Raw genomic sequence first — 24302 nt, 5'->3', positions numbered from 1 at the left:
GCCCTTGGGTGGCGCTCAAGTTCCTGACGGCCTGGCATTTGTTTCTAACGAGTGCATAAATGCAGATAAATAGAATGGATAGTTCCTATTGGAGGGATGAATGGACAGGTTCCTGGAAATGCAGACCTTCACCGCGGTTGTGGATGCGGGCAGCTTTGTGCGCGCGGCCGAGGCCCTGGCGATGTCCAAGGCCGCCGTGTCGCGTTATGTGGCGGACCTGGAAGCGCGCCTGGGTGTGCGCCTGCTGCACCGTACCACCCGCAAGCTGTCGCTTACCGAAGAGGGACGAACCTTCCACGCGCGCTGCAAAGCGCTGCTGGGCGAACTGGACGAGGCAGAAGCCGAGATCACCGCCCGCTCGGCCCAGGCCAGCGGCTTGCTGAAGGTCAATGTGCCGTACAGCTTCGGCATCTTGCACCTGGCGCCGCTGTGGTCCGACTTCATGGCGCAGCACCCCCGGGTCACGCTGGACGTCACGCTGTCGGACCGGGTGGTCGATCTGGTGGAAGAAGGTTACGACTTGGCGGTGCGCATTGGCCACCTGGCGACCTCATCGCTGATCAGCCGCAAGCTGGCCGCCACGCGCCTGGTGCTGTGTGCCTCGCCGACGTATCTCTCGGTTCATGGTTGCCCCTCGCATCCCGACGAGCTTGGCCAGCATGCCGTACTCGCCTACAGCCTGCTGGCCACGGGAGATCAGTGGCTGTTTGCAGGACCGCAGGGCGAGGTGAGTGTGCAGGTGCAACCCGTGCTACGCACCAACAGTGGCGACACCTGCCGAGCCGCCGCGTTGAAGCACCAAGGCATCATCTTGCAGCCGTCGTTTCTGGTGGAAGAGGACTTGCGCAGCGGCGCCCTGGTGGCCTTGATGCCGCAGTTTCGCGCCGCAGAGTTTGGCATCTACGCGGTGTACCCGACTCGACACCATGTCTCTGCCAAGGTGCGCCTGTTGATCGAGTTTCTGGTCAATGCCCTGGGCAAGGCCGATTGGGGTGCTGCGTAACGTGTTGAATGCGACGGCGTTGATTCGGTGACTGATATAGGGCATGATTGGTCGGCTTCCAAATTGTTTTATCCAAGGAGTTTTTTGATGACCCAAGACGTAGTTGTATTAAGCGCCGCCCGCTCCGCCATTGGCGCCTTCGGTGGCTCGTTGTCCAGCATGGAGCCCGCTGAGTTGGCCGGCATTGTGATGAAGGAAGCCATCGCCCGCTCAGGTGTCGATCCGCAACAAATTGGCAATGCCGTGGTGGGTCATGTGATTCCGACCGATGCGCGTTATGGTTATGTGTCGCGTGTGGCCTCGATCCAGGCTGGCTTGCCGATGGACTCGATCGCCATGCAGGTCAGCCGCCTGTGTTCGTCGGGTCTGCAAGGCATTGTCTCTGCCGCACAAAACATCATGCTGGGGGATTTTGACTACGGCATCGGTGGCGGTGTGGAAGTCATGTCGCGCGGCAGTTACATGATGCCGGCACTGCGTTCGGGTGCCCGGATGGGCGATGCCAAAGCGATTGACATGATGGTGGCGGTGCTGACCGACCCGTTTGGCGTCGGCCACATGGGCATCACGGCCGAAAACCTGGCCACCAAGTGGAACATCAGTCGCGAAGAACAAGACGCCTTTGCCTGCGAATCACAGCGCCGCGCCGCCGTGGCGATTGCCGAGGGGCGCTTCAAGTCACAGATCGTGCCGATCGTCCAGCAAACCCGCAAGGGCGACGTGGTGTTTGAAGTGGACGAACACGGCAAGGCCAACACCACCCTGGAATCGCTGGCCAAAATGAAACCGGCCTTCAAGAAGGATGGCACCGTGACCGCGGGCAACGCCTCGGGCATCAACGACGGTGCCGCTTTCTTTGTGCTGGCGGCGGCTGATGTGGCCGCCAAAGCGGGTCAAAAGCCCATGGCGCGCATCGTGTCCTACGCCATTGCCGGTGTGCCCAACGAGATCATGGGTGAGGGGCCGATCCCCGCCACCAAGCTGGCGCTCAAAAAGGCTGGCTTGACCCTGGACCAGATCGATGTCATCGAAGCCAATGAAGCCTTTGCCGCCCAGGCGATTGCCGTCAACAAGGGCCTGGGACTTGACCCGGCCAAAACCAACCCCAATGGCGGTGCCATTGCGTTGGGTCACCCGGTGGGTTGCTCGGGGGCCTTCATTGCCACCAAAGCGGTGTATGAATTGCAACGCATCGGCGGCAAATACGCCCTGGCCACCATGTGCATCGGCGGTGGGCAAGGGATTGCGGTGATCTTTGAGCGTCTCTGACCTGGCGCACCTTCAGGCAACCGCGCCAGCGGTTGCCGACCTGGCGCATCTCATCCGGTAGCCAGCGCATCCAGCACCGCGCCCGGGGTGGCCCGGCACCTCTCTTGGATTCGGATCCTGAATTGCCGATCAGGTTTACCCCGGGTCACCACCCGGGGTGTGCAAATACAAAAACTTCTATCATCGTCCGGGGTAGCTGGGAACCGTGTCAGTTAGCCAGGCAGCACGGCGTGGCTGCTGACCTTTTTCATTAACCGGACAGAATTTGTTGTGACTGATCAACCTTTGGCCGCCTTGTCGCTGGCTGCTTTTGACCAGATGGTCACCGCCACGGTGGGCTTTCGCGCGCGCGTCGGCCAGCGTGAGATGGCTGAACGCATTGCCGCCGAGCTGCACGGCATCACGCTGGGGGAGCACGCCGACCCCGCCCAGGCCATCACCGTCATCCAGGCGGGCACGGGTGTGGGTAAATCCGCGGCGTACCTGTCCACCACGGTGGCCCTTGCGCTGGCGCGCAAGACGCGGGTGGTGGTCTCTACCGCCACGGTGGCGCTGCAAGAGCAACTCATGACCAAAGACCTGCCTGCGCTGGCCGCGGTGCTGGAGACGCCGTTTGTCTACGCGCTGGCCAAGGGCCGCGGCCGGTACGTGTGCAAGCTCAAGCTGGAGCGCCTGGTCGGCAGCGGTGGCGATGACAGCAGTGAACTGTTCGGCACGGACGAAGACGCACCACCACCGACCAACGCGTTTGCCAAACAGCTCAAGGGTCAGGACTGGCAAGACCCCGAAGAACGCCGCATGGCGCTGTACGACACGCTGGCCAACGCGCTGGCGTCTGGCCGCTGGGATGGCGACCGCGACAGCCTGGCCGAGCAGCCCGAGCCGCGCGACTGGTCCACCGTGGCGGCCGAGCGCCACACCTGCACCGCGCGGCATTGCCCGCTGTTTCGCAACTGCAGCTACTACAACGCCCGCACGCTGCTGGCGCAGGCGCAGGTGATTGTGGCCAACCACGACCTAGTGCTGGCTTCTCTGGGCATGAAGGCGCTGCCCGAACTCGACAACTGCCTGGTGGTGTTTGACGAAGGCCACCACCTGCCCGCCGTGGCGCTGGACCAGTTTTCTGGCGCCATGGACTTGACCGGCCTGCGCTGGCTCGACAAGTTGCCCAAAATCCTGCACGAAGTGGCTGAAAAAATGGGTGTGGCCGTGGAGCAGGACGTCACCACGCTGGCCCAGCAGCTCAAGACCGCGCTGCTGGACGCAGGCCGGATCGCCATGGACCTGCTGCGTGGCGTGACCGCCAGTTACGACATCGTGCACCGTTTCCCCGATGGCGTGCTCCCGCAAGCCTTGACTGACCCGATGAAGCTGATCCATGGTCACGCGGGGGGCTTGTCAGAGGTGCTGGAGGCGTTGGGTGCCGAACTCAAAGCCCGCGCCAAAGAAGACCCGGCGCAAGCCGCACAAAACTCTGTGCAATACGCCCGGCTGGGCCAGATGGCGCCCAAGCTCAACAGTGTGCTCAACACCAGCGCCATGTTGCTCGCGCATGAGGCACAGCCGATGGCCAAATGGCTCAAGTCTGACACCAGCAGTGGCCTGGTGTCCTTGAGCGCGCATGCCTGTCCGATTGTGCCGGGTGATTTGCTGCGCCGACACCTCTGGAACCAGGTGCGGGGTGCGGTGGTCACCTCGGCATCGCTCACCAGTTGTGGCAGCTTTGACTACTTTTTGGCTGAAACCGGGCTGGATCAGGTCGGCCATGTGACCACGTTGGCGGTGGACAGCCCGTTTGACTACCGCACGCAGGGTGAACTGGTGGTGGTGGACACGGTCGCCGATCCGCGTCACGTGGAGAGTTTCACCCGCGAGATGGTGGCGGCTTTGCTGGCTGATTTGCGCCAGGTGCCACACGGGGCGCTGGTGTTATTTACCTCACGTGTGCAGATGAAAGCGGCAGTCGATGCGCTGGATGCCACCCTGCTGGGGGTGGTGCTGGTGCAGGGCCAACTGTCACGCGCGCGGCTGCTGGGTACCCACATGGCGCGGGTGGAGTCGGGCCAGCCCTCCGTGATTTTTGGCATGCAGTCGTTTGGCGAGGGGCTGGACTTGCCCGGCCAGCTGTGTGAAACCGTGTTCATCACCAAGCTGCCGTTTGCCTCGCCGTCCGACCCGGTGGAGGAGGCGCGCTCCGAGTGGCTCAAGCGCGAAGGGCGCGACCCGTTTACCGAGCTGGTGGTGCCTGCCACGGGCATCCGTCTGCTGCAATGGACCGGCCGCGCCATTCGTTCCGAGACCGACCAGGCCCGGGTGGTGTGTTACGACAAGCGCCTGCTGAGCCAGCCGTATGGTCGGCGCATGTTGCAGGGTTTGCCGCCTTATGCGGTGCTGCGCCGGGTGCGCGGGCAGACGCTGGCGCTGGGTGCAAGCGCCCCGGTTGTGTCGGCAACGTAAAGTGGCTTGCAATGCCGCCGGGGTTCCCCATTTACCCGGTTCACAAGGAGTGATGTTTTGAGTGACGTGTTGTTGAAATTGTTGGGTTGGGTGGTGCGCGTGGGGCTGCTGCTGGCCGGGCTGGTGTTTTTTGCCAGCTTGTTGGCAGCCGGTTTGCTGGTGCTGCTAGTGTGGTTGCTGCGGGCGCTGTGGGCCAAGCTGACTGGCCAGCCGGTCAGTCCGTGGACCTTTCAAGTGAACCGTCAAGCGGTGTGGCAGCGCTTTAACCAGGGTGGATTTGGCCAGTCTGGCCGCGCTGCGCCGACGCCTGGCAGCGTGGTGGATGTGGCGGCCACCGATGTCACGGAAGTCACGGATGTGGAGCCCAAGCGGATCACGCCGCGGTAAGTTGTCGCACGCTGTGGCGTGCGAGCGGTCCATCAAGCAGGTCCGGCAGGTTCAATATCAACGGCGGTTGCTTCTAGGTCGTCTGGCTTCTAAACGCGTCGGCGATGGCTGCGCTGGCTGTTCAAGCGCGTTCGGTTTGTCAGCGTGGTGGTTTGAAATGGACTGGCACATCAAACCACATGTCCCGTGCTTGCCCATCCACGGTCCCGGGCACGTAGCGCCATGCCATGACCGCTTTCAAAGCCGCGCGGTCCAGCCGGTCAAAGCCACTGGATTGGGCGATGTTGCCATCCAGCGCGAGACCGTCCTTGCCGATCAACACCCGCACAACCACTTTGCCCTGCTCGTTGAGCCTCAGACTCAGCGGCGGGTAGGGCGGCGGCGGGTTGCTGAGGTAGTCGGCCTGGCTGGATGGCAAGGTGGTGCCCTTGGCGGACACTGTTGCTTGCGTTGAGGACGGTGGGTGGGGCGTCGTCCCGGCGCTTGTTGCCTTGTCCGATGGAGCTGGCGCGTCGTTGGCTGGGGGCGCTGGTGATGGCCAGGAGGGGCCGTTAGGTGTCCTGAGCACCGGGTCAGGCAATCGCGCAGGCATTGGCTGGGGTGGCACGGCTTTCTTGGGTGGAACGGGGGCCCGTTCGGGCCGACTTGGGGTGATGGGGGCGGGCTGGGGCATTTGGCGCGGTACTGCCTCGATCTGCCGGACCTGCACGGCCGGCAGCACGGTGACGCTCTGGTTGGCGGGCTGGTTGACCCGAACCCATCCCAAAAGCGCGAGGTGAAAACACGCCACGCCAACGCTGATGTAGAAGATCCTCAAACTTGTTTTTTTCGGGTGTAGCGGCTGGTCGTTTCGCCAGCCTGTCTGCCATGGCGGGCCGGAAACTGTCAGTAGGTCAGCCGCTCTGGCCGCAGCTCTTGCAAGATGGTGGTGGAAATCTCTTCAATGGATTTGGTGGTGGTGGACAGCCAGCGGATGCCGTAGCGCCGCATCATGTTTTCAGCCTCTTTGACCTCGTAGCGGCAATTGGCCAGCGACGCGTATTTGGAGTTGGGGCGGCGTTCGTTGCGAATTTCGCTGAGCCGCTCAGGCTGGATGGTCAGGCCAAACAGCTTTTTGCGCTGCGCCTTGAGGGCTGGGGGCAGGTCCTGGCGTTCAAAGTCCTCCGGAATCAGCGGGTAGTTGGACGCTTTCAGGCCGTATTGCATGGCCAGGTAGAGCGATGTCGGGGTTTTTCCGCTGCGACTGACACCCACCAGGATCACGTCAGAGCCCTCCAGGTCACGGTTGGATTGCCCGTCATCGTGTTCCAGCGAAAAGTTGATGGCTTCGATGCGGGACTGGTACTCCTCGCTTTTGCTGGAGTCACTGAAGCGGCCAATGCGGTGGTTGGATTTGAGGTTGAGCTCCTTTTCCAGCGGATCCACAAAGGTGCTGAACATGTCCATCAGCATGCCCTGACAGCCTTGCGTGATCACCTGCAGGACCTGCTGGTTGGCCAGGGTCGTGAAAACCAGCGGCCGCTTGTTGTCAATCACACCCGCGTGGTTGATCTGCCGCACCGCTTGGTGGGCTTTATCCACGCTGTCGACAAAAGGCAGGCGGACGCGGTGCAGGTTCGCCTCGAACTGGTTCAGGATGGCATTGCCAAACGTTTCAGCGGTGATGCCGGTGCCATCAGAAATAAAAAAAACAGTGCGGTTGGGCATGGTAAGGGGTCATTCAGATGGGTAACGGCTGGGCGAATGCGCGCGCTCGGGCGCCAGACGCGAAGGCTTTCGATCGCCCGCAAGCCTACAATTATTATCTTTCATGGAATTAGCCGCGCAGCCTTGCCGAAGCAGCACAACAACACAACAACGCAGTGAGTCGGGCTGGGCGTTGACGACCTTTGAACCTGTCAAGGGTGTCAGGACAGTTTTTTTAACTTCTGGAGTTCTCACATGACAGCACTTTTCGCACCGACTGATCTGGTCGTTCCGTTTGAGAGATTAAGAATGACCGACGTTGACTCGGTCGGCGGCAAGAACGCCAGTCTGGGTGAAATGATCTCCAACCTGCCCACAGGCGTGAAGGTGCCGACAGGTTTTGCCACGACCGCCCACGCGTTTCGTCAATTTCTGGCGTTTGGCAATTTGAGCCAAAAAATCAATGAGCGCCTGGCCAAACTGGACACCGACGACGTCAATGCGCTGGCCGTTGCGGGTGCCGAGATTCGGGCCATGGTGGAAAACCAGCCCTTCCCGGCCGATTTCGAGCAGGAGATCCGCACGGCCTTTGCGGTGCTGTGCGGCACCAACACCGAGGCATCGTTCGCGGTGCGTTCTTCTGCCACGGCGGAAGACCTGCCGGACGCCTCGTTTGCCGGCCAGCAGGAAACCTTTCTCAATGTCACCGGCATTGAAGACGTTTTGCACAAAATCCGCGAAGTGTTTGCCTCGCTCTACAACGACCGGGCCATCAGTTACCGCGTTCACAAGGGGTTTGCCCACGAACATGTGGCACTGAGCGCCGGTATCCAGCGCATGGTGCGTTCTGATCTGGGCGCCGCCGGGGTCATGTTCACGCTGGACACCGAGTCAGGGTTTGACGATGTGGTGTTCATCACGTCCAGCTATGGCTTGGGCGAGACCGTGGTGCAGGGCGCGGTGAATCCGGACGAGTTTTATGTCCACAAACCCATGCTCAAGGCTGGCAAGCAGGCGCTGATCCGGCGCAATCTGGGCTCCAAGCTGATCCAGATGCAGTTCTCCACGCCCGAAGAAAAAGCGGCCAGCGGAAAGCTCGTGAAAACGACCGATGTGCCCACCGAGTTGCGCAACCGGTATTCGCTGACCGATGCCGACGTGCAAAAACTGGCCGCCTACGCGTTGGTGATTGAGCAGCACTATGGCCGGCCCATGGACATTGAATGGGGCAAGGACGGGCTGGACGGCGAGCTGTACATCTTGCAGGCGCGGCCAGAGACCGTCAAAAGTCAGGCCTTTGGCAAAGTGGAGCACCGCTACAAGCTCAAGGGCAAAGGCGCCGTGCTGGCTGAAGGACGCGCCATCGGTCAGAAGATCGGCACCGGCCCGGTGAAGGTGGTGCACAGCATCAGCGAAATGGACCGTGTACAGGCTGGCGACATTCTGGTCACCGACATGACGGACCCCAACTGGGAGCCGGTGATGAAGCGTGCCTCAGCCATTGTCACCAACCGCGGTGGTCGCACCTGCCATGCCGCCATCATTGCCCGCGAGCTGGGCATCCCCGCTGTGGTTGGTTGCGGCAACGCGGATCAGGTCTTGAAGGACGGCATGCTGGTCACGGTGAGTTGTGCGGAAGGCGACACCGGCTTCATCTACGATGGCCTGCTGGAGACTGAAATCACCGAAGTGCAACGTGGCGCCATGCCCGAGATTCCGGTCAAGATCATGATGAACGTGGGCAACCCGCAGCTCGCCTTTGATTTCTGCCAGTTGCCCAACAACGGGGTGGGCCTGGCGCGGTTGGAGTTCATCATCAACAACAACATCGGCGTGCACCCCAAAGCCATCCTCGACTATCCCAACATTGACGCAGACCTGAAAATTGCGGTCGAGTCGGTGGCACGTGGCCACGCCTCACCGCGGGCTTTTTATGTGGACCGGGTGGCAGAAGGTGTGGCCACCATTGCCGCAGCGTTCTGGCCCAAGCCGGTGATCGTGCGACTGTCAGATTTCAAGAGCAACGAATACCGCAAACTCATCGGTGGCAGCCGCTACGAGCCGGAAGAAGAAAACCCGATGCTGGGCTTCCGTGGCGCAGCACGGTATGTCAGCGCTGATTTTGGCGAGGCGTTTGCCATGGAGTGTGAAGCGATCAAGCGTGTCCGCGAAAGCATGGGGCTGGTCAATGTCCAGGTGATGGTGCCGTTTGTCCGCACCTTGGGTCAGGCCAAGAAAGTCACAGAGTTGCTGGCCGGGCATGGCCTGAAACGGGGCGACAACGACCTCAAGCTGATCATGATGTGTGAGATCCCGAGCAACGCCATTTTGGCCAACGAGTTCCTGGAATACTTTGACGGCTTTTCCATCGGCTCCAACGATTTGACGCAACTGACGCTGGGTCTGGATCGCGATTCGGGTCTGGAACTGCTGGCGAAAGATTTTGATGAACGCGACCCGGCCGTCACGGCACTGATCAGCCAGGCCATCCGTGCCTGTCTGGCGCAGGGCAAGTACATCGGTATTTGCGGCCAGGGCCCCAGTGACCACCCAGATTTTGCGGTCTGGCTGATGGCGCAAGGCATCTCGTCGATTTCATTGAACCCGGATACCGTGGTGGCCACCTGGCAAAGCCTGGCGAGTCAATAGCAAACACCTATAGAGCTTGGCACCACCGGGTGCCATCATCATCGGATGATGAACCCAGAGGTGTCTTTTTCTGAACCCCAACCCACGACCAGCTTCTCGCGCTTGCAGGCTTGGTTTTTGTTGGTCTGGTTTCTGGCGTCGTTCGGCGTCGTTTTTTTTGCGCACGATTTGCGTCAGGTGCTGGCTGGCTGGCCCATTTCGTACTGGTTTGCTGCGCAAGGCAGCTTGATGGTTTTTATTTTGGTGGTGGGCGGCTACGCTTGGTTCGCCAACCGTGCGGACAACGACCCGTTGTTGGTTGACCCAGGTTTTGCCAAATACACCCGGCGCATTCACAAGCGATTTTTGGCCTATGTCGTCCTGTTTCTGCTGTTTGTGGTGGCCCTTGGACTGGCGGAGCGTGCCGGCCTGAAAAAGATCTGGGTTGGGGCCATCTTTTTGTTTGCGACGGTGTTTCTCTATGCCTTGATTGGTATTTACGACCGGACCTCCAAAGCCTCTGAGTATTACGTGGCGGGTCGCCGCATCCCGGCGATGTACAACGGCATGGCCGTTGCTGCCGACTGGATGAGCGCGGCGTCCTTCATCAGCATGGCCGGTGGGCTGTATTTGCAGGGTTTTTCCGGGTCCGGTTCGCAGCCAGGGGGCCTGGTGTATGTGCTGGGCTGGACCGGCGGGTTCTGTCTGGTGGCATTGCTGGTGGCGCCGCATTTGCGAAAAATGAACCTGTACACGGTACCGGATTTTTTTGGACGCCGGTTTGGCGGGCGTTGGCCACGCATCATTGCCGCCTGGGCGGCGGTGCTGTGTTCGTTTACCTATGTGGTGGCGCAAATCTATGGCGTGGGCCTGATCACCTCGCGGCTGACCGGCGTGCAGTTTGAAATTGGCATCCTGCTGGGTTTGGGCGGCGTGTTGGTCTGTTCATTTTTGGGGGGTATGCGGGCAGTGACCTGGACGCAAGTCACCCAGTATGTAGTGCTGATCCTGGCTTTCTTGATTCCCGTGTCGTGGCTGGCTTACAAGCAGCTTGGCAACCCGATGGCGCCCATGATTTACGGTCAGCAATTGCCAAAAATTGCTGAGATGGAGCGCCAGTTGATGATCTCGTCGTCCGAATTGGCGGTGATCAACGAATATGCCCGGCGGGCGCAGGATTACGCCGAGAAGATCCGCAACCTGCCCGAGTCATTGGAGATCGAGAGGAAGCGGCAACGTGACGAAATCCAGCGTCTGACCCAGTCGCACGCTGACGAGGCGGGCATTGTGGCCGCGCGTCGCACCATGGCCGCTTTGCCGCGTGACGAAGCCAGCGCCCGGGAGCGCTGGACGCGCGCCATGCATGAGAACCAGGACCTGGCCAAGCCCCTGGCAGGCATGCCCCCACACACTCACCCGTTCGCAGGGGACCCTGATGGGACTCGTGAGGAGAAGATGAGCTTTGAGACATCGCGGATCAATTTCCTGGCGCTGATGTTTTGTCTGATGATCGGCACAGCAGGTCTGCCCCATTTGCTGACCCGCTTCTACACCACAGCATCGGTGAAAGAAACGCGCAATTCAGCCACCTGGTCGCTGGTTTTTATTGCCTTGCTGTATTTGGCTGCACCGGCCCTGGCGGTGCTCGTCAAGTTCGAAATCATGGAGCATCTGGTGGGGCAGCGGTTTGACGAATTGCCCACCTGGATAGCGCAGTGGACACGGCTGGAGCCATCGCTGATTTCAGTCAGTGACATCAACGGGGACCAGATTTTGCAATTTGCCGAGTTGCGACTTGGCGCGGATATCGTGATGCTGGCCACCCCCGAAATTGGCGGCTTGCCTTACGTGATTTCCGGTTTGGTGGCTGCGGGTGGTCTGGCCGCTGCCTTGTCCACGGCGGATGGTTTGCTGCTGACCATTGGGAACGCACTGGCGTACGACTTGTTTTACAAGGGAAAAAGTGACCGCACCGGTGCCGTTCGGCGTGTCATGTTGTCCAAATTTGCTTTGCTGCTGGTCGCCTTGGTGGCGGCTTACGTGGCAGCGCAGCGTCCCGCAGACATCCTGATTCTGGTGTCGGCGTCTTTTTCCCTGGCGGGTGCAGCGTTTGTCCCGGTGATGATCCTGGGCATTTACTGGCGTGGTGCTACGCGGCAGGGCGCCGTTGCTGGCATGTTGAGTGGCCTGGGGCTGACCTTGTATTACATGCTGATCAACGTGCCGGGCGTCAGGAGCTGGTTGGGACTGACGGCGTCATCCGGTCAGTGGTTCGGCATTGAACCCATTTCGGCCGGTGTGTTTGGTGTGGCTGCAGGCATCACGGTCACCGTGCTGGTGAGCTGGATGACCCGTTTGCCGAACCACGTCCACCTTGAGGTGCAGGACGAAGTGATTAAAAAGCTATAATCTTTGGCTAACCTTGCCACACCCCAATCAGACGCTGGGGGTGGTTTTTCGCCTCAGTCGAGGTACTTCCACAAGGAGTTTCAATGCGTCATTATGAAATCATCCTCATGATCCACCCGGATCAGAGCGAACAAGTTCCCGCCATGCTGGAACGCTACAAGGGCATGATCACCGCTGGCGGTGGCAAAGTGCACCGTGTCGAAGACTGGGGTCGCCGCCAGTTGGTCTACATGATCAACAAGCTGGCCAAGGCCCACTACCTGTGTGTCAACATCGAAGCCGACCAGGCTGTGATGGCTGAACTGGAGCATGCGTTCAAGTTCAACGACGCCGTGTTGCGCCACCTCACCGTGTTGAAGAAAAAGGCCGATACCGGCCCCTCTTCCATGATGAAGACGGTCGAGCGCGAAGACGCCCGCAAGACACAGCAAGCTGAATACCAGGCTTGAGCCCGCAGACTTCCAGCAAACAGTGCGTTTTGACAACCAACTGAGCCTGACTGCCAGCATCCTCGAAATTGAAACATTGCGGTACACGCCGTCAGGAGTTCCTGCCGTCAACTGCCGACTTGAGCATCAATCCGAGACGACAGAAGCCGGGCAACTCAGACAAGTCAAAGCGATCATGAAATCCGTGGCATTTGGTGCAGTTGCCGAACAACTGGCCAAACAAGACATCGGTAGCAGCTGGAATTTCAAAGGGTTTGTGGCCACACCACGTCATGCAAAGCACGTTGTGTTTCACATTCAAGAATTTGCTCAACAGTAACGCATTTCCAAATATTTAAGGAGTCCATCATGGCCGGACCAAAACGTTTCAACAACAAAGACAAGCGCCCCAAGCGCCCAGCACAAAACCTGCTGTTCAAGCGCAAGCGCTTTTGCCGCTTCACCGTGACCGGTGTGGAAGAGATTGACTACAAAGACATCGACACGCTGCGTGATTTCATTGCTGAAAACGGCAAGATCATCCCGGCCCGCCTGACCGGAACCCGTGCGATTTTCCAGCGCCAGCTCAACACTGCCATCAAACGCGCCCGCTTTTTGGCCATGCTGCCATACAGCGATCAGCACAAGATCTAAGGACTACCTACCATGCAAATCATTCTGCTCGACAAGGTGGTGAACCTTGGTAACCTCGGTGAAATCGTCAAAGTCAAAGACGGTTACGCCCGCAACTTCCTGATTCCGTCTGGCCGCGCCCGTCGCGCCACGGAAACCGCCAAGAAAGAATTCGAAGTCCGCCGCGCTGAGCTTGAAAAAGCAGCTGCCGCAAAGCTGGCCGAATCCCAGGCTTTGGGCGAAAAGCTCGCAGGTACCACCTGCAAACTGACCCAAAAAGCCGGTGTGGATGGCCGTTTGTTCGGTTCCGTCACCAATGCGGACATCGCTGAAGAGCTGACCAAAGCTGGCTTTGCGGTGGCCAAGTCACAAATTCGCATGCCACATGGCCACATCAAGGTGGTGGGCGATAGCACGGTAGGCGTTGCCTTGCACACCGATGTGGTGGTGGACATCACTGTGTCGGTTTACGGCGAAACCGCTTAAGCTTCACACGATTGTGTCAAAGCCGCCGGGGTGTACACCTCGGCGGCTTTTGTTTTGGTGCTGTCGTGCAGACATCATTTGCACAGCTTGTACACAGGTTTTACAGAGGTCGCCCCCAGCTTCTCACTCGACACCCTGACTGGCAGGCACTAGCATTCAGGACTCCAAGGAATCACCCATGTCCGCTGTTTTTTCCGCGCTTCACGACGACCAGATACCAGATCGCCAGGTGGCACAGTTGCGCATTCCGCCGCACTCCATTGAGGCTGAATCCAGTGTCTTGGGTGGCTTGTTGCTGGACAACGCCGCCTGGGACCGGGTGAGTGATGTGCTGACCGAGCAGGATTTCTACCGTTACGAACACCGTGCCGTGTTCGCTGCCATGGCGTTGCTGATCAACGCGTCCAAACCGGCTGACGTGATCACCGTGTATGAGCATCTGCAAAGTGCGGGCAAGGCAGAGGAGATTGGTGGCCTGAGTTACCTCAACGCGCTGGCGCAATACGTGCCCAGTGCCGGCAACATCCGCCGTTACGCCGAGATCGTGCGTGACCGCTCGATCCTGCGCAAGCTTGTCTCCACCAGCGAAGAAATCTCGGCCAACGCCTTCAACCCCAAGGGTCGGCCTGTGGCGTCCATCCTGGACGAGGCCGAGCAGAAGATCTTCAACATTGGCGAAGAGGGTGCGCGCACCAAGCAAGGCTTTCAGAGCATGGACACGCTGGTGGTCGATTTGCTCGACCGTGTCCAGGAGATGGCCGACAACCCGAACGATGTCACCGGTGTGCCGACCGGGTTTTACGACCTCGATCGCATGACCGCAGGCCTGCAGGCGGGTGACCTGGTGGTGCTGGCCGCACGGCCATCGATGGGCAAGACGGCGTTTGCCATCAACATTGCCGAGCATGTGGCAATGAACGAGGGCCTGCCGGTGGCGGTGTTCTCGATGGAAATGGGTGCCGCCCAGTTGGCGGTGCGTATTGTGGGCTCCATTGGCCGCATCGACCAGGGCCACCTGCGCACGGGCAAGCTGACCGACGACGAATGGCCGCGCCTGACAGAAGCCATTGAGAAGTTGCGCACCATTTCGCTGCACATTGATGAAACTGCGGGCCTCACCTCCAGCGAGTTGCGCGCCAATGCGCGGCGCCTGTCGCGGCAATGCGGCCAGCTCGGCCTGATTGTGGTGGACTATTTGCAGTTGATGAGTGGCTCCAACGGCAGCGATGGTGAAAACCGGGCCACCGAGTTGGGTGAAATTTCCCGGGGTTTAAAAATGCTGGCCAAGGAGCTCAAATGCCCGGTGATTGCCTTGTCGCAGCTCAACCGAAGCGTGGAGCAGCGTCCTGACAAACGCCCCATGATGAGCGACTTGCGCGAATCCGGCGCCATTGAGCAGGATGCCGACATCATCATGTTCATCTACCGCGACGATTACTACAACCGCGAAACCTCCAAAGAGCCTGGTGTGGCCGAGGTGATCATTGCCAAGCAGCGTAATGGCCCGACCGGGATTGTCAAGCTGGCATTCCTGAAAAACATCACCAAGTTTGAGTCTTTGGCTAGCGGCGGCACCGGTGACTTCTAGGCCTGCTGAGACGGGTCCAGGTAGGCCCACTCATCATCAGGTTGATAGATGAAATAGCCTCTAGCCCTTATTTTGTAAGGGCTAGTAGTTATTCAATTTAAAGCACTTCACTGGCAAAGTCTGCCAGCCTTGAGCGCTCACCCCGCGCCAAAGTGATGTGCCCGCTGTGCGCCCAGCCCTTGAACTTGTCCACGGCGTAAGTCAGGCCGGAGGAGCCTTCGGTCAAATAGGGTGTGTCGATCTGCGCAATGTTGCCCATACAGATGATTTTGGTGCCGGGGCCGGCGCGGGTAATGAGCGTTTTCATCTGCTTGGGCGTCAGGTTTTGCGCCTCATCGATGATCACGTATTTGTTCAGGAAGGTGCGCCCGCGCATGAAGTTCATGCTCTTGATTTTGATGCGGCTGCGGATCAACTCGTTGGTGGCAGCGCGACCCCATTCGCCAGCGGCGGTGTCGGTTTTGCCCAGCACTTCCAGGTTGTCATCGAGCGCACCCATCCACGGGCCCATTTTTTCTTCCTCGGTGCCCGGCAAAAAGCCGATGTCTTCACCCACGCTGACCGTGGCGCGGGTGACGATGATCTCGGTGTAGCGCCGCTCGTCGAGCACCTGCGTCAAGCCCGAGGCCAGCGCCATCAGCGTTTTGCCGGTGCCGGCGGTGCCCGTCAGGGTGACAAAGTCGACCTCCGGGTCCATCAGCAGGTTCATGGCAAAGTTTTGCTCGCGGTTGCGGGTGGTGATGCCCCAGACCGCATTTTTCAGGTGGGTGAAGTCGCGTAGCGTTTTGAACACCGCCACCTTGCCCCGGATTTCAGTCACCTTGGCGTACAGGCTGGGTTCACCCGGTGACTCGAAATAGACAAACTGGTTCACCAGCAACTGCGGCACCACCGGACCGCTGATGCGGTAGAACGTTTGGGCACCCTGCTGCCAGCTTTCCACCGACTTGCCGTGGGTGATCCAGAAATCAGCGGGTAGCGCATAAGCACCGGAGTACAGCAGATCGCCGTCTTCCAGTGTTTTGTCATTTTGGTAGTCGTCGGTCAGTAGACCCAGGGCGCGCGCTTTGACGCGCATGTTGATGTCTTTGGACACCAGCACCACCTCACGCGGCGCATGTTGCTGGCGCAGGGCTTCGACCACCCCCAGGATCTGGTTGTCAGCCTTGCCTTGGGGCAGGCTCAGCGGCAGGTCGTAGTTGAGCAGCTGCGTCTGGAAGAACAGGCGACCGCGGGCCTCCGGGTGACCGGTGGCGTCCAGCGGCAGGCCGGTTGTGATGTCGCCACCTTGATGTTCGGCCAGCGCGTCCAGCGAGCGGCTGGTCTGGCGGCCGTTGCGGGCCACCTCGGTCATGCCTTTTTTGTGGGCGTCGAGCTCTTCGAGCACGATCATCGGCAAAAAGATGTCGTGTTCTTCAAAACGGAACAGACAGGTGGGGTCGTGCAACAGCACATTGGTGTCGAGCACAAACAGGCGCTTGGGTCCCACCGGGCGCTTGGCTTTGCCTTTCACGCGCTCGGGCGTTTTGGTCGCCGCGGTAGGTGGCGTGGCGGTCACCGCCGTGGGCGCTGGTGTGGTTGTGGCTGGTTTGAAAGACTTCGGTGCCTGCGAACGCGTCGGCGCGGGCGCAGGCGATGCCGTTACGTCAACCAGATCAGCAGGGGACGTGCTGGTCTGCACTGCTGGCGGACTGGGTGCCTCGCCCTTGCTGGCAGATTTGGCCCTGGGCCGCGGTTTGGCGGGTATTTCATACTCTTGCAGTGACAACAAGGCAGCGCGTTTGGTGGGTGCAGAGGGCAAAGGCATGAAAACTCTCGAAGTGAGTTAAAGGTAGCTTTAAAAGCAAAACAGCCGCCATGTCACCACGGCGGCTGTTTCAAAAGAATCGGTCGAAACTGTCAGCAACATTCAAATCATTATGCATGAGCCATTTGACCAGGATACAAGGCGGGGATTCGTTGGAAACAAAATCTCAACCTCAGCAGCAAGGACGGATCAAGCTGGTATCGCGGCTTTTTTGAGCGTCTTGACGGCCTCCAGCACCTCGTCCACATGGCCTGGCACTTTCAGGCCGCGCCATTCTTCCTTGAGGTAGCCGTCGGCACCGATCAGGAAGGTGCTGCGCTCAATGCCCTTGACCTTTTTGCCGTACATGATCTTGTTTTTGACCACACCAAACATGTGGCACATTTTTTCTTCGGTGTCGGCGATCAACTCAAACGGGAGTTCCAGCTTCTGCTTGAAATCGTCGTGCGACTTCATGTTGTCGCGCGACACGCCGAACACCGTGGCGCCTGCCTTGACAAAATCCTTGTACCTGTCGCGGAACTGCATGGCTTCGGTGGTACAACCTGGGGTGTTGTCTTTGGGATAAAAATACAAGACAACAATGTGACCAAGGTGGGAGGTGTTGGTGACCCGGATACCGCCAGTGGCATTGGATTCAAATTCGGGGATGGGTTTATTGACAACAATCGCCATGGTGCTTCGGTCTCGTGTGACAGGATGCGTCAGTCTCTCAAGTCGTGGGCACTATCCTTTTGTTATAGCGCTGCGGCGCCCCCGACTGCCAACCTTGGATTTTAACGCATTAGAAGTGCCACAGCGACGCAGCGCCCCTCAGAGGCCAGAATGTTGTAAGTGCGGCAAGCGGCGTGTGTGTCCATGGTTTCCAGGCCAATTTGTTGCTCGATCAACGCACGGGACAGGGCCGGGTTGACAAATCGCAGTTTGTCGCCACTGCCAAAGATGACCAGCTCGGTGCGCAATTCGGCCAGTTGATCGAAATGGCCGGTCGTCAGATCCTCAAAGCGTTCACACAGCCAGTTGATGCGCTCGCCGCGTGAGCCAATGATGACACTGTGGGTGATTTTCTGGTCAGCTACCTGCACCCAGCCTGGGCCATAGCCCCAGATCGACTGGACGTTGATCTTGTCAGGGTGTATTTTCATCGTGTTGCAGAAGTTACAGGGGCCGTAGATCGGCTTGGACCAAACGAGTGACGGCAACGCGGACAAACGGCCAAACACTTGTGGTCAAATTATAAGTTTCGCCCACGTGCAGCCACTCCCGGAGGGACTTTGAAAACCATACGCAAATCAGCCAAACTGGCCAATGTGCTTTACGACATCCGCGGTCCGATCATGGACGCGGCGCGCCAGATGGAAGATGAAGGCCAGAAGATCATCAAGCTCAACCTGGGCAACTTGGCGGTGTTTGGTTTTGATGCGCCCGAAGAGATCCAGCAGGACATGATCCGCAACCTGCCCAATTCGGCGGGTTATTCGGACAGCAAGGGCATTTTTGCGGCGCGCAAGGCGGTCATGCACGAAACCCAGAAGCAGGGCATTGTGGGTGTGACGCTCGACGACATCTACCTGGGCAATGGCGCCAGTGAACTCATCACCATGGCCACCAACGCCTTGCTCGACAACGGCGACGAGCTGCTGCTGCCGATGCCCGACTACCCGCTGTGGACCGCATCGACCAGCCTGTCGGGTGGCACACCGGTGCATTACCTGTGTGACGAGGCCAATGGCTGGATGCCGGACCTGGACGATATCCGCGCCAAGATCACACCCCGGACCAAGGGCATCGTGGTGATCAACCCGAACAACCCGACCGGTGTGTTGTACAGCGATGAACTGCTCCAGGGTATTGTGACCATCGCCCGTGAACACGGCTTGGTGATTTTGGCTGACGAGGTGTACGACAAGGTGCTTTACGACGGTGTCAAACACACGGCGCTGGCTAGCCTGTCGACAGACGTGCTGACGTTGACCTTCAACTCGCTCTCTAAGAGTTACCGATCCTGCGGTTACCGCGCCGGCTGGATGGTGGTCTCGGGCAACAAGAAGGCCGCCGGAGACTACATCGAGGGCCTGACCATGCTCTCGAACATGAAGCTGTGCTCCAACGTCCCCGGCCAATGGGCGATCCAGACCGCGCTGGGCGGTTACCAGAGCATCAACGACCTGGTGTGTGAGGGCGGGCGCCTGCGCCGACAGCGCGACCTGGCCTATGAGCTGATCACCGCCATCCCCGGCGTGAGCTGTGTCAAGCCTGAGGCTGCGCTCTACATGTTCCCCAAGCTGGATCCGACGCTGTACCCGATCACCGACGACCGCCAGTTTTTCCTGGAACTGCTGCGTGAAACACGGGTGATGCTGGTGCAGGGCACCGGCTTCAACTGGCCGCAGCCGGACCATTTCCGCATTGTGTTTTTGCCACATGAGGAAGATTTGCGTGTGGCCATCGGTCGGATTGCCAAGTTTCTGGAAGGCTACCGCAAGCGCCACAGCAACTGACTCACTCTGTTTTTTAGAGCTACTCGCGCTTATTGCATAAGGGCCAGAGGCTAATTTAACCTGTAACTATTGAAAATCATGAAACCTATTCAAGTTGGTCTGCTCGGCATCGGTGTGGTGGGTTCAGGCACGTTCAATGTGCTGCAACGCAACCAGGAAGAAATCAAACGCCGTGCTGGCCGTGGCATTGAGATCACGATGGTGGCCGACCTCAATGTGGCGCGCGCCCAGGAGCTGGTCGGACCCGGTGTGAACGTGGTCAGCGACGCCCGTGCGGTCATCGCCAACCCCGACATCGACATCGTGATTGAGCTGATTGGTGGTTACGGCATCGCCAAAGCTTTGGTGTTGGAAGCCATTGCCGCAGGCAAACATGTGGTCACCGCCAACAAGGCGCTGCTGGCAGTGCATGGCACCGAGATTTTTGCGGCAGCGTCCGCCAAAGGTGTGATGGTGGCGTTTGAGGCCGCCGTGGCCGGTGGCATCCCGATCATCAAGGCGCTGCGCGAAGGGCTGACTGCCAACCGCATCCAGTGGATTGCCGGCATCATCAACGGCACCACCAACTTCATCCTGAGCGAAATGCGCGACAAGGGCCTGGACTTTGCTGTGGTGCTCAAGGAAGCCCAGGCGCTGGGTTACGCCGAAGCTGACCCGACCTTTGACATCGAAGGTGTCGACGCCGCCCACAAGGCCACACTCATGAGCGCCATCGCCTTTGGTGTGCCGGTGCAGTTTGACAAGGCCTACATTGAAGGCATCACCAAACTCGGCGCCGCCGACATCAAATACGCCGAGCAACTGGGCTACCGCATCAAGCTGCTGGGAATAACTAGGCGTCGCCAAGGCGACGCGACCAAGGGCACAGCCGACGGTATCGAGCTGCGTGTGCACCCCTGCCTGATTCCCGCCAAACGCTTGATCGCCAATGTGGAAGGTGCCATGAACGCCGTGGTAGTGCAGGGTGACGCGGTCGGCACCACGCTCTATTACGGCAAGGGTGCGGGCAGTGAACCCACCGCCAGCGCGGTGATTGCCGACCTGGTCGACATCACCCGCCTGCACACCGCTGATGCCGCGCACCGCGTGCCACATTTGGCCTTCCAGCCCAATGCCATGAGCGACCTGCCGGTGCTGCCGATGAGCGAAGTGGTCACCAGTTATTACCTGCGCCTGCGGGTGGCCGATGAGACCGGTGTGTTGGCCAAGGTGACCGGCATCCTGGCCGAGGCGGGCATCAGCATCGACGCGGTGTTGCAACGCGAGGCTGACGAGATCAGCGGCGAGGCAAGTATTGGCCAGGTGCCACAAACCGATGTGATCATTTTGACCCACGACTGTGTGGAAGCCTGCATGAACGCCGCCATTGCCCAGATGCAGGCCCTGCCGAGCGTGTTGGAGCCCATCACCCGCATCCGCAAGGAGGAACTGGCCTGATGAACTACCTCTCCACCCGCGGCGACCACAGCCCCAAGCGGTTTTGTGACATCCTGCTCGAAGGCCTGGCGCCCGATGGTGGCCTGTACCTGCCCGAGTCCTATCCCCAGGTGGATGACGCCACCCTGAGTCGCTGGCGCAAGGTTTACCACGTGCAGGGTTACGCTGAGCTGGCTTTCGAGATCCTGTCGCTCTATATCGACGACATCCCGGCTGACGACCTGCGCGCCATCTGCGCCAAGACCTACACCGCCGAGGTGTTTGGCACCGGCGAGATCGTGCCGCTGCGTCATCTGGACAACGGCATCTGGCTGGAGGCTCTCTCCAACGGCCCGACGCTGGCGTTCAAGGACATGGCGATGCAGCTGCTGGGCAACCTGTTCGAATACGAACTGGCGCGCCGTGGCGAAGAGCTCAACATCCTGGGCGCGACCAGTGGCGACACCGGCAGCGCCGCCGAATACGCGATGCGTGGCAAAAAAGGCGTGCGTGTGTTCATGACCAGCCCGGCTGGCCGCATGAGTCCGTTCCAGCAGGCGCAGATGTTCAGCCTGATGGATGACAACATCTTCAACATCGCGGTGGACGGCGTGTTTGACGACTGCCAGGACATGGTCAAGGCGGTCAGCAATGACCTGGACTTCAAGCGCCGTTACAAGATTGGCACCGTCAACTCGATCAACTGGGCGCGCCTGCTGGCGCAAGTCGTCTACTACTTTGCCGGTTACTTCCAGGCCACTGAAAAGAATTCTGAGAAGGTGAGTTTTGCCGTGCCCAGCGGCAACTTTGGCAACGTCTGCGCGGGCCATGTGGCGCGCATGATGGGCTTGCCCGTGGCCAAACTGGTGGTGGCCACCAACGAAAATGACGTGCTGGCCGAGTTCTTCCAGACGGGTGTCTACCGTGTGCGCACCAGCAGCGACACGCATGAAACGTCCAGCCCGTCGATGGACATCTCCAAGGCCAGCAACTTCGAGCGCTTCATTTTTGACCTGTTAGGCCGAGACGGTGCGCGTGTCAAGGCGCTGTTTGGTGATGCGCTGGCGCGTGATGGCCGGTTTGACCTGAGCCAGCACCCGGCCTTCAACGACTGCCGCCTGCGTTATGGTTTTGTCAGCGGCACCAGCACCCACGCCAACCGTCTGGCCACCATCAAAGACACGTTTGAGCGCCACGCGATGATGATCGACCCGCACACCGCCGACGGTGTCAAGGTGGCCCGCGAGCACCTGCAAGCCGGTGTCCCGATGATCGTGCTGGAGACCGCACTGCCGATCAAGTTTTCCGAGACCATCGTCGAGGCGACCGGTCGCGAGCCGGATCGGCCGCCCAAGTTCGATGGCATTGAAGCGTTGCCCAAGCGGGTCGTCGAGATGGCTGCGGACGCTGCCGCTGTCAAAGACTTCATTGCCAAGACGTGTGCCTGACATCATGCTGCTGCCCTTGATGGACATGGGCTGACAGCGGTTTAACCAAGAGCGATCAAGCATGCATGTCCTAGGGTTCGCCGGTTATTCGGGCGCGGGAAAAACCACCTTGGTGGCGCAGCTCATTGCGCTGTTGCGCGCGCGCGGGCTGCGTGTGTCGGTGGTCAAACACGCGCGCCACGGGTTTGGCATGGACTCGCCGGGCAAAGACAGCTTTCGCCACCGCGAGGCTGGCGCGTTGGAGGTGGTGGTGGCCTCGCCACAGCGCCTGGCGCTGCTGCGCGAGTTCGAGCAGCCCTGCGAACTGACCGTGCACAACCTCATTGCCGAGCTGTACGACGGGGTGGATTGGGTGCTGGTGGAAGGTTTTCGCGAGGCAGACCTGCTCAAGATCGAGGTCTGGCGCGCCGCCACCGGCAAAAACGTGCTGTACCCGAGCGACGATTTTGTCGTCGCCATCGCCACCGATTCACCGTCTGATCTGCCCACACCCACCGGTCTGCCGGTGCTGGACCTGAACAATCCCAGCGCTGTGGTCGATTGGTTGCTCTCACAAGGTGAGCGCTTCATCTACAACCCGGAGCTGTACGCATGACCCCCGCCCAAGTTGCCACGCCTGGCCTGGCCGCACCGGCCCGCGCACCCTTGCGCTCGCTGGACGACGCGCTGGCCGAACTGCTGGGCCATGCCACCTGCCTGAGCAACACCGAATCCGTGCCCACCTTGGCGGCCGATGGCCGCGTGCTGGCGCAAGACGTTGTCTCAAGCCTGCAAGTGCCGCCGCAGGACAACAGCGCCATGGACGGCTACGCGGTGCGCTGCGCCGATCTGGCCGCGGGTGTGGCCTTGCCGGTCAGCCAGCGCATTGCGGCGGGCAGCAGCGGCCACGCGTTGGCGCCAATGTCTGTGGCGCGCATCTTCACCGGCGCGCCTGTGCCACCGGGTGCCGACGCGGTGGTGATGCAGGAAGATTGCACGCCGCAGGACGATGGTGCGGTGCGGATCAGCGCGCCGGTGCCGTTGGGGCAATGGATCCGACGCCGTGGCGAGGACGTGACCCAAGGCGCCGTGATCCTCCCAAAAGGGGAGCGCCTGACGCCAGCCTCCATTGGGCTGGCAGCCAGTATTGGCATGAGCCAGCTGCAGGTGGTGCGTTCTCCGCGCGTGGCGCTTTTTTCCACGGGTGACGAACTGGTGATGCCGGGCGACGTGCCGCCTGAACGCATGCCACCCGGCGCCATTTACAACTCCAACCGTTTTTTCTTGCAAGCCCTGCTCAAACGGCTGGGCTGCGAGGTGAGTGACCTGGGCATCGTGCCCGACGACCGCGCCGCCACCATCCAAGCGCTGCGCGAGGCGGCGCAACACCATGACCTGATCTTGACCAGCGGCGGCGTGTCGGTAGGGGAAGAAGACCACATCAAACCCGCGGTGCAGGCCTTGGGGCAGCTGGATTTGTGGCAGATTGCCATCAAACCCGGCAAACCCTTTGCCTACGGCCAGGTGCGCCGTGTGGGTGTGGCCGGGGAGGCAAGTGCTGCAGCGGACGCGACTGCAGGCAAAGGGTTGGCGCACTTCATCGGTCTGCCAGGCAACCCGGTGTCGAGCTTTGTGACGTTTTTGATGCTGGTGCGGCCGTTTTTGCTCAAGCTGCAGGGGGTCTCCAATCTTGCTCCAACTTCCATAGCTGCTACGGCAGACTTCACCTGGCCCAGAGCCGATCAACGTCGTGAGTTCTTGCGTGTGCGTCGTACGGCGACCGGGACGCTGGCTTTGTTTCCCAACCAGAGCGCCGGGGTGTTGACCTCGGCAGTGTGGGGCGATGGCTTGGTGGACAACCCGCCCGGCCAGACCATTGCGCCAGGTGATGTGGTGCGCTTTATCCCGTTTGCCGAGGTGTTGTCATGAAAGTCACTGTGAAGTATTTCGCCTCCATCCGCGAGGCCATCGGTCTGGGCGCCGAGGTACGCGACACGCAGGCAAGCACCTTGGCGGGCTTGCGTGACGAACTCATTGCGCTTGGCGGTGAGCATGCCGAGAGCCTGGCGCGCGGCAAAGCGGTGCGGCTTGCGCTGGATCAGGTGATGGTGAATGAATCGGTGGCCTTGCGCGAGGGCGCTGAAGTGGCGTTTTTCCCACCCGTCACGGGCGGTTAG

Annotated in this window: 22 protein-coding genes; 17 read left to right on the top strand and 5 right to left on the bottom strand. The window is 60.1% G+C overall.

The features are described 5' to 3' along the window. Positions 1-100: 100 nt before the first annotated feature. The 4 genes from LHU53_RS16605 (at position 101) to LHU53_RS16590 (ending at position 5116) form a co-directional block, all read left to right on the top strand. Complete coding sequence (locus tag LHU53_RS16605; protein WP_227333909.1) at positions 101-1003, top strand: LysR family transcriptional regulator; 903 nt, start codon at positions 101-103, stop codon at positions 1001-1003. An 87-nt stretch (positions 1004-1090) separates the two neighbouring features. Then, entirely contained in the window at positions 1091-2272 is a 1182-nt protein-coding gene (locus tag LHU53_RS16600) for an acetyl-CoA C-acyltransferase family protein (RefSeq protein WP_227333908.1), read from the top strand. Between the two features lie 270 nt (positions 2273-2542). Beyond that, on the top strand, positions 2543-4729 hold the full coding sequence (gene dinG / locus LHU53_RS16595) for an ATP-dependent DNA helicase DinG (RefSeq protein WP_227333907.1): 2187 nt from the start codon (positions 2543-2545) through the stop codon (positions 4727-4729). Positions 4730-4795: 66 nt separating this feature from the next. Beyond that, on the top strand, positions 4796-5116 hold the full coding sequence (locus LHU53_RS16590; RefSeq protein ID WP_370632337.1) for a hypothetical protein: 321 nt from the start codon (positions 4796-4798) through the stop codon (positions 5114-5116). Positions 5117-5255: 139 nt separating this feature from the next. Here LHU53_RS16590 and LHU53_RS16585 read toward each other — a convergent pair whose 3' ends face one another. Both LHU53_RS16585 and LHU53_RS16580 read right to left on the bottom strand, forming a co-directional pair. Beyond that, positions 5256-5555 carry an energy transducer TonB gene (locus LHU53_RS16585; protein WP_227333905.1) on the bottom strand — a complete coding sequence of 100 codons (300 nt, stop codon included), beginning with the start codon at positions 5553-5555 and terminating at the stop codon, positions 5256-5258. Between the two features lie 446 nt (positions 5556-6001). Beyond that, on the bottom strand, positions 6002-6823 hold the full coding sequence (locus LHU53_RS16580; protein ID WP_227333904.1) for a pyruvate, water dikinase regulatory protein: 822 nt from the start codon (positions 6821-6823) through the stop codon (positions 6002-6004). 234 nt (positions 6824-7057) lie between these two features. Between LHU53_RS16580 and ppsA the strand changes: the two genes are divergently transcribed. The 7 genes from ppsA (at position 7058) to dnaB (ending at position 14974) form a co-directional block, all read left to right on the top strand. Next, positions 7058-9451, top strand: a complete 2394-nt coding sequence (gene ppsA, locus LHU53_RS16575; protein ID WP_227333903.1) for a phosphoenolpyruvate synthase — start codon at positions 7058-7060, stop codon at positions 9449-9451. A 45-nt stretch (positions 9452-9496) separates the two neighbouring features. Continuing rightward, positions 9497-11839: a VC_2705 family sodium/solute symporter gene (locus LHU53_RS16570; protein ID WP_227333902.1), complete on the top strand. Its 2343-nt coding sequence runs from the start codon at positions 9497-9499 to the stop codon at positions 11837-11839. Between the two features lie 83 nt (positions 11840-11922). Next, complete coding sequence (rpsF, locus tag LHU53_RS16565; protein ID WP_011464485.1) at positions 11923-12288, top strand: 30S ribosomal protein S6; 366 nt, start codon at positions 11923-11925, stop codon at positions 12286-12288. A 22-nt stretch (positions 12289-12310) separates the two neighbouring features. Next, on the top strand, positions 12311-12607 hold the full coding sequence (gene priB, locus LHU53_RS16560; protein ID WP_227333901.1) for a primosomal replication protein N: 297 nt from the start codon (positions 12311-12313) through the stop codon (positions 12605-12607). 29 nt (positions 12608-12636) lie between these two features. Further along, positions 12637-12921: a 30S ribosomal protein S18 gene (rpsR, locus tag LHU53_RS16555; protein WP_011464487.1), complete on the top strand. Its 285-nt coding sequence runs from the start codon at positions 12637-12639 to the stop codon at positions 12919-12921. A 12-nt stretch (positions 12922-12933) separates the two neighbouring features. Next, positions 12934-13386 carry a 50S ribosomal protein L9 gene (rplI, locus tag LHU53_RS16550; RefSeq protein ID WP_227333900.1) on the top strand — a complete coding sequence of 151 codons (453 nt, stop codon included), beginning with the start codon at positions 12934-12936 and terminating at the stop codon, positions 13384-13386. A 178-nt stretch (positions 13387-13564) separates the two neighbouring features. Then, positions 13565-14974 carry a replicative DNA helicase gene (gene dnaB / locus LHU53_RS16545; protein ID WP_227333899.1) on the top strand — a complete coding sequence of 470 codons (1410 nt, stop codon included), beginning with the start codon at positions 13565-13567 and terminating at the stop codon, positions 14972-14974. A gap of 97 nt (positions 14975-15071) precedes the next feature. Here the strand turns inward: dnaB and LHU53_RS16540 are convergent, their stop codons facing one another. The 3 genes from LHU53_RS16540 to LHU53_RS16530 all read right to left on the bottom strand — a co-directional run bounded on the left by LHU53_RS16540 (position 15072) and on the right by LHU53_RS16530 (position 17926). After that, positions 15072-16781 carry a PhoH family protein gene (locus LHU53_RS16540; RefSeq protein ID WP_227333898.1) on the bottom strand — a complete coding sequence of 570 codons (1710 nt, stop codon included), beginning with the start codon at positions 16779-16781 and terminating at the stop codon, positions 15072-15074. Positions 16782-16970: 189 nt separating this feature from the next. Further along, positions 16971-17456: a peroxiredoxin gene (locus LHU53_RS16535; protein ID WP_227333897.1), complete on the bottom strand. Its 486-nt coding sequence runs from the start codon at positions 17454-17456 to the stop codon at positions 16971-16973. A gap of 101 nt (positions 17457-17557) precedes the next feature. Beyond that, positions 17558-17926 carry an Mth938-like domain-containing protein gene (locus LHU53_RS16530; RefSeq protein ID WP_227333896.1) on the bottom strand — a complete coding sequence of 123 codons (369 nt, stop codon included), beginning with the start codon at positions 17924-17926 and terminating at the stop codon, positions 17558-17560. A gap of 129 nt (positions 17927-18055) precedes the next feature. On the opposite strand from LHU53_RS16530, the gene LHU53_RS16525 reads away from it, so the two are divergent. The 6 genes from LHU53_RS16525 to LHU53_RS16500 all read left to right on the top strand — a co-directional run bounded on the left by LHU53_RS16525 (position 18056) and on the right by LHU53_RS16500 (position 24302). Beyond that, a complete protein-coding gene (locus LHU53_RS16525) occupies positions 18056-19282 on the top strand; it encodes a pyridoxal phosphate-dependent aminotransferase (protein ID WP_227333895.1) in 1227 nt (408 codons plus the stop codon). Positions 19283-19360: 78 nt separating this feature from the next. Then, a complete protein-coding gene (locus LHU53_RS16520; RefSeq protein ID WP_227333894.1) occupies positions 19361-20719 on the top strand; it encodes a homoserine dehydrogenase in 1359 nt (452 codons plus the stop codon). Next, positions 20719-22146 carry a threonine synthase gene (gene thrC / locus LHU53_RS16515; protein ID WP_227333893.1) on the top strand — a complete coding sequence of 476 codons (1428 nt, stop codon included), beginning with the start codon at positions 20719-20721 and terminating at the stop codon, positions 22144-22146. The genes LHU53_RS16520 and thrC overlap by 1 nt, the downstream gene beginning before the upstream one ends. A gap of 61 nt (positions 22147-22207) precedes the next feature. Continuing rightward, complete coding sequence (gene mobB / locus LHU53_RS16510) at positions 22208-22741, top strand: molybdopterin-guanine dinucleotide biosynthesis protein B (protein ID WP_227333892.1); 534 nt, start codon at positions 22208-22210, stop codon at positions 22739-22741. Continuing rightward, entirely contained in the window at positions 22738-24054 is a 1317-nt protein-coding gene (gene glp / locus LHU53_RS16505; RefSeq protein WP_227333891.1) for a gephyrin-like molybdotransferase Glp, read from the top strand. Before mobB ends, glp begins: the two co-directional genes overlap by 4 nt. Further along, positions 24051-24302, top strand: a complete 252-nt coding sequence (locus LHU53_RS16500) for a MoaD/ThiS family protein (protein WP_227333890.1) — start codon at positions 24051-24053, stop codon at positions 24300-24302. Before glp ends, LHU53_RS16500 begins: the two co-directional genes overlap by 4 nt.

Source organism: Rhodoferax sp. U2-2l, from assembly GCF_020594515.1.
Lineage (GTDB): Bacteria > Pseudomonadota > Gammaproteobacteria > Burkholderiales > Burkholderiaceae_C > Rhodoferax.
Note: the sequence above shows the minus strand (reverse complement) of the source record. Positions and strands in the feature narration are given on the sequence as shown.

What these genes read in the sequence shown, in the direction of transcription:
- dnaB (WP_227333899.1), top strand. Translation starts at nt 13,565, where the DNA reads ATGTCCGCTGTTTTTTCCGCGCTTCACGACGACCAGATACCAGATCGC.
- LHU53_RS16605 (WP_227333909.1), top strand. Translation starts at nt 101, where the DNA reads ATGGACAGGTTCCTGGAAATGCAGACCTTCACCGCGGTTGTGGATGCG.
- LHU53_RS16540 (WP_227333898.1), bottom strand. Translation starts at nt 16,781, where the DNA reads ATGCCTTTGCCCTCTGCACCCACCAAACGCGCTGCCTTGTTGTCACTG.
- mobB (WP_227333892.1), top strand. Translation starts at nt 22,208, where the DNA reads ATGCATGTCCTAGGGTTCGCCGGTTATTCGGGCGCGGGAAAAACCACC.
- LHU53_RS16570 (WP_227333902.1), top strand. Translation starts at nt 9,497, where the DNA reads ATGATGAACCCAGAGGTGTCTTTTTCTGAACCCCAACCCACGACCAGC.
- LHU53_RS16535 (WP_227333897.1), bottom strand. Translation starts at nt 17,456, where the DNA reads ATGGCGATTGTTGTCAATAAACCCATCCCCGAATTTGAATCCAATGCC.
- LHU53_RS16520 (WP_227333894.1), top strand. Translation starts at nt 19,361, where the DNA reads ATGAAACCTATTCAAGTTGGTCTGCTCGGCATCGGTGTGGTGGGTTCA.
- LHU53_RS16500 (WP_227333890.1), top strand. Translation starts at nt 24,051, where the DNA reads ATGAAAGTCACTGTGAAGTATTTCGCCTCCATCCGCGAGGCCATCGGT.
- LHU53_RS16530 (WP_227333896.1), bottom strand. Translation starts at nt 17,926, where the DNA reads ATGAAAATACACCCTGACAAGATCAACGTCCAGTCGATCTGGGGCTAT.
- glp (WP_227333891.1), top strand. Translation starts at nt 22,738, where the DNA reads ATGACCCCCGCCCAAGTTGCCACGCCTGGCCTGGCCGCACCGGCCCGC.
- rpsF (WP_011464485.1), top strand. Translation starts at nt 11,923, where the DNA reads ATGCGTCATTATGAAATCATCCTCATGATCCACCCGGATCAGAGCGAA.
- LHU53_RS16600 (WP_227333908.1), top strand. Translation starts at nt 1,091, where the DNA reads ATGACCCAAGACGTAGTTGTATTAAGCGCCGCCCGCTCCGCCATTGGC.
- thrC (WP_227333893.1), top strand. Translation starts at nt 20,719, where the DNA reads ATGAACTACCTCTCCACCCGCGGCGACCACAGCCCCAAGCGGTTTTGT.
- LHU53_RS16580 (WP_227333904.1), bottom strand. Translation starts at nt 6,823, where the DNA reads ATGCCCAACCGCACTGTTTTTTTTATTTCTGATGGCACCGGCATCACC.
- ppsA (WP_227333903.1), top strand. Translation starts at nt 7,058, where the DNA reads ATGACAGCACTTTTCGCACCGACTGATCTGGTCGTTCCGTTTGAGAGA.
- rplI (WP_227333900.1), top strand. Translation starts at nt 12,934, where the DNA reads ATGCAAATCATTCTGCTCGACAAGGTGGTGAACCTTGGTAACCTCGGT.
- rpsR (WP_011464487.1), top strand. Translation starts at nt 12,637, where the DNA reads ATGGCCGGACCAAAACGTTTCAACAACAAAGACAAGCGCCCCAAGCGC.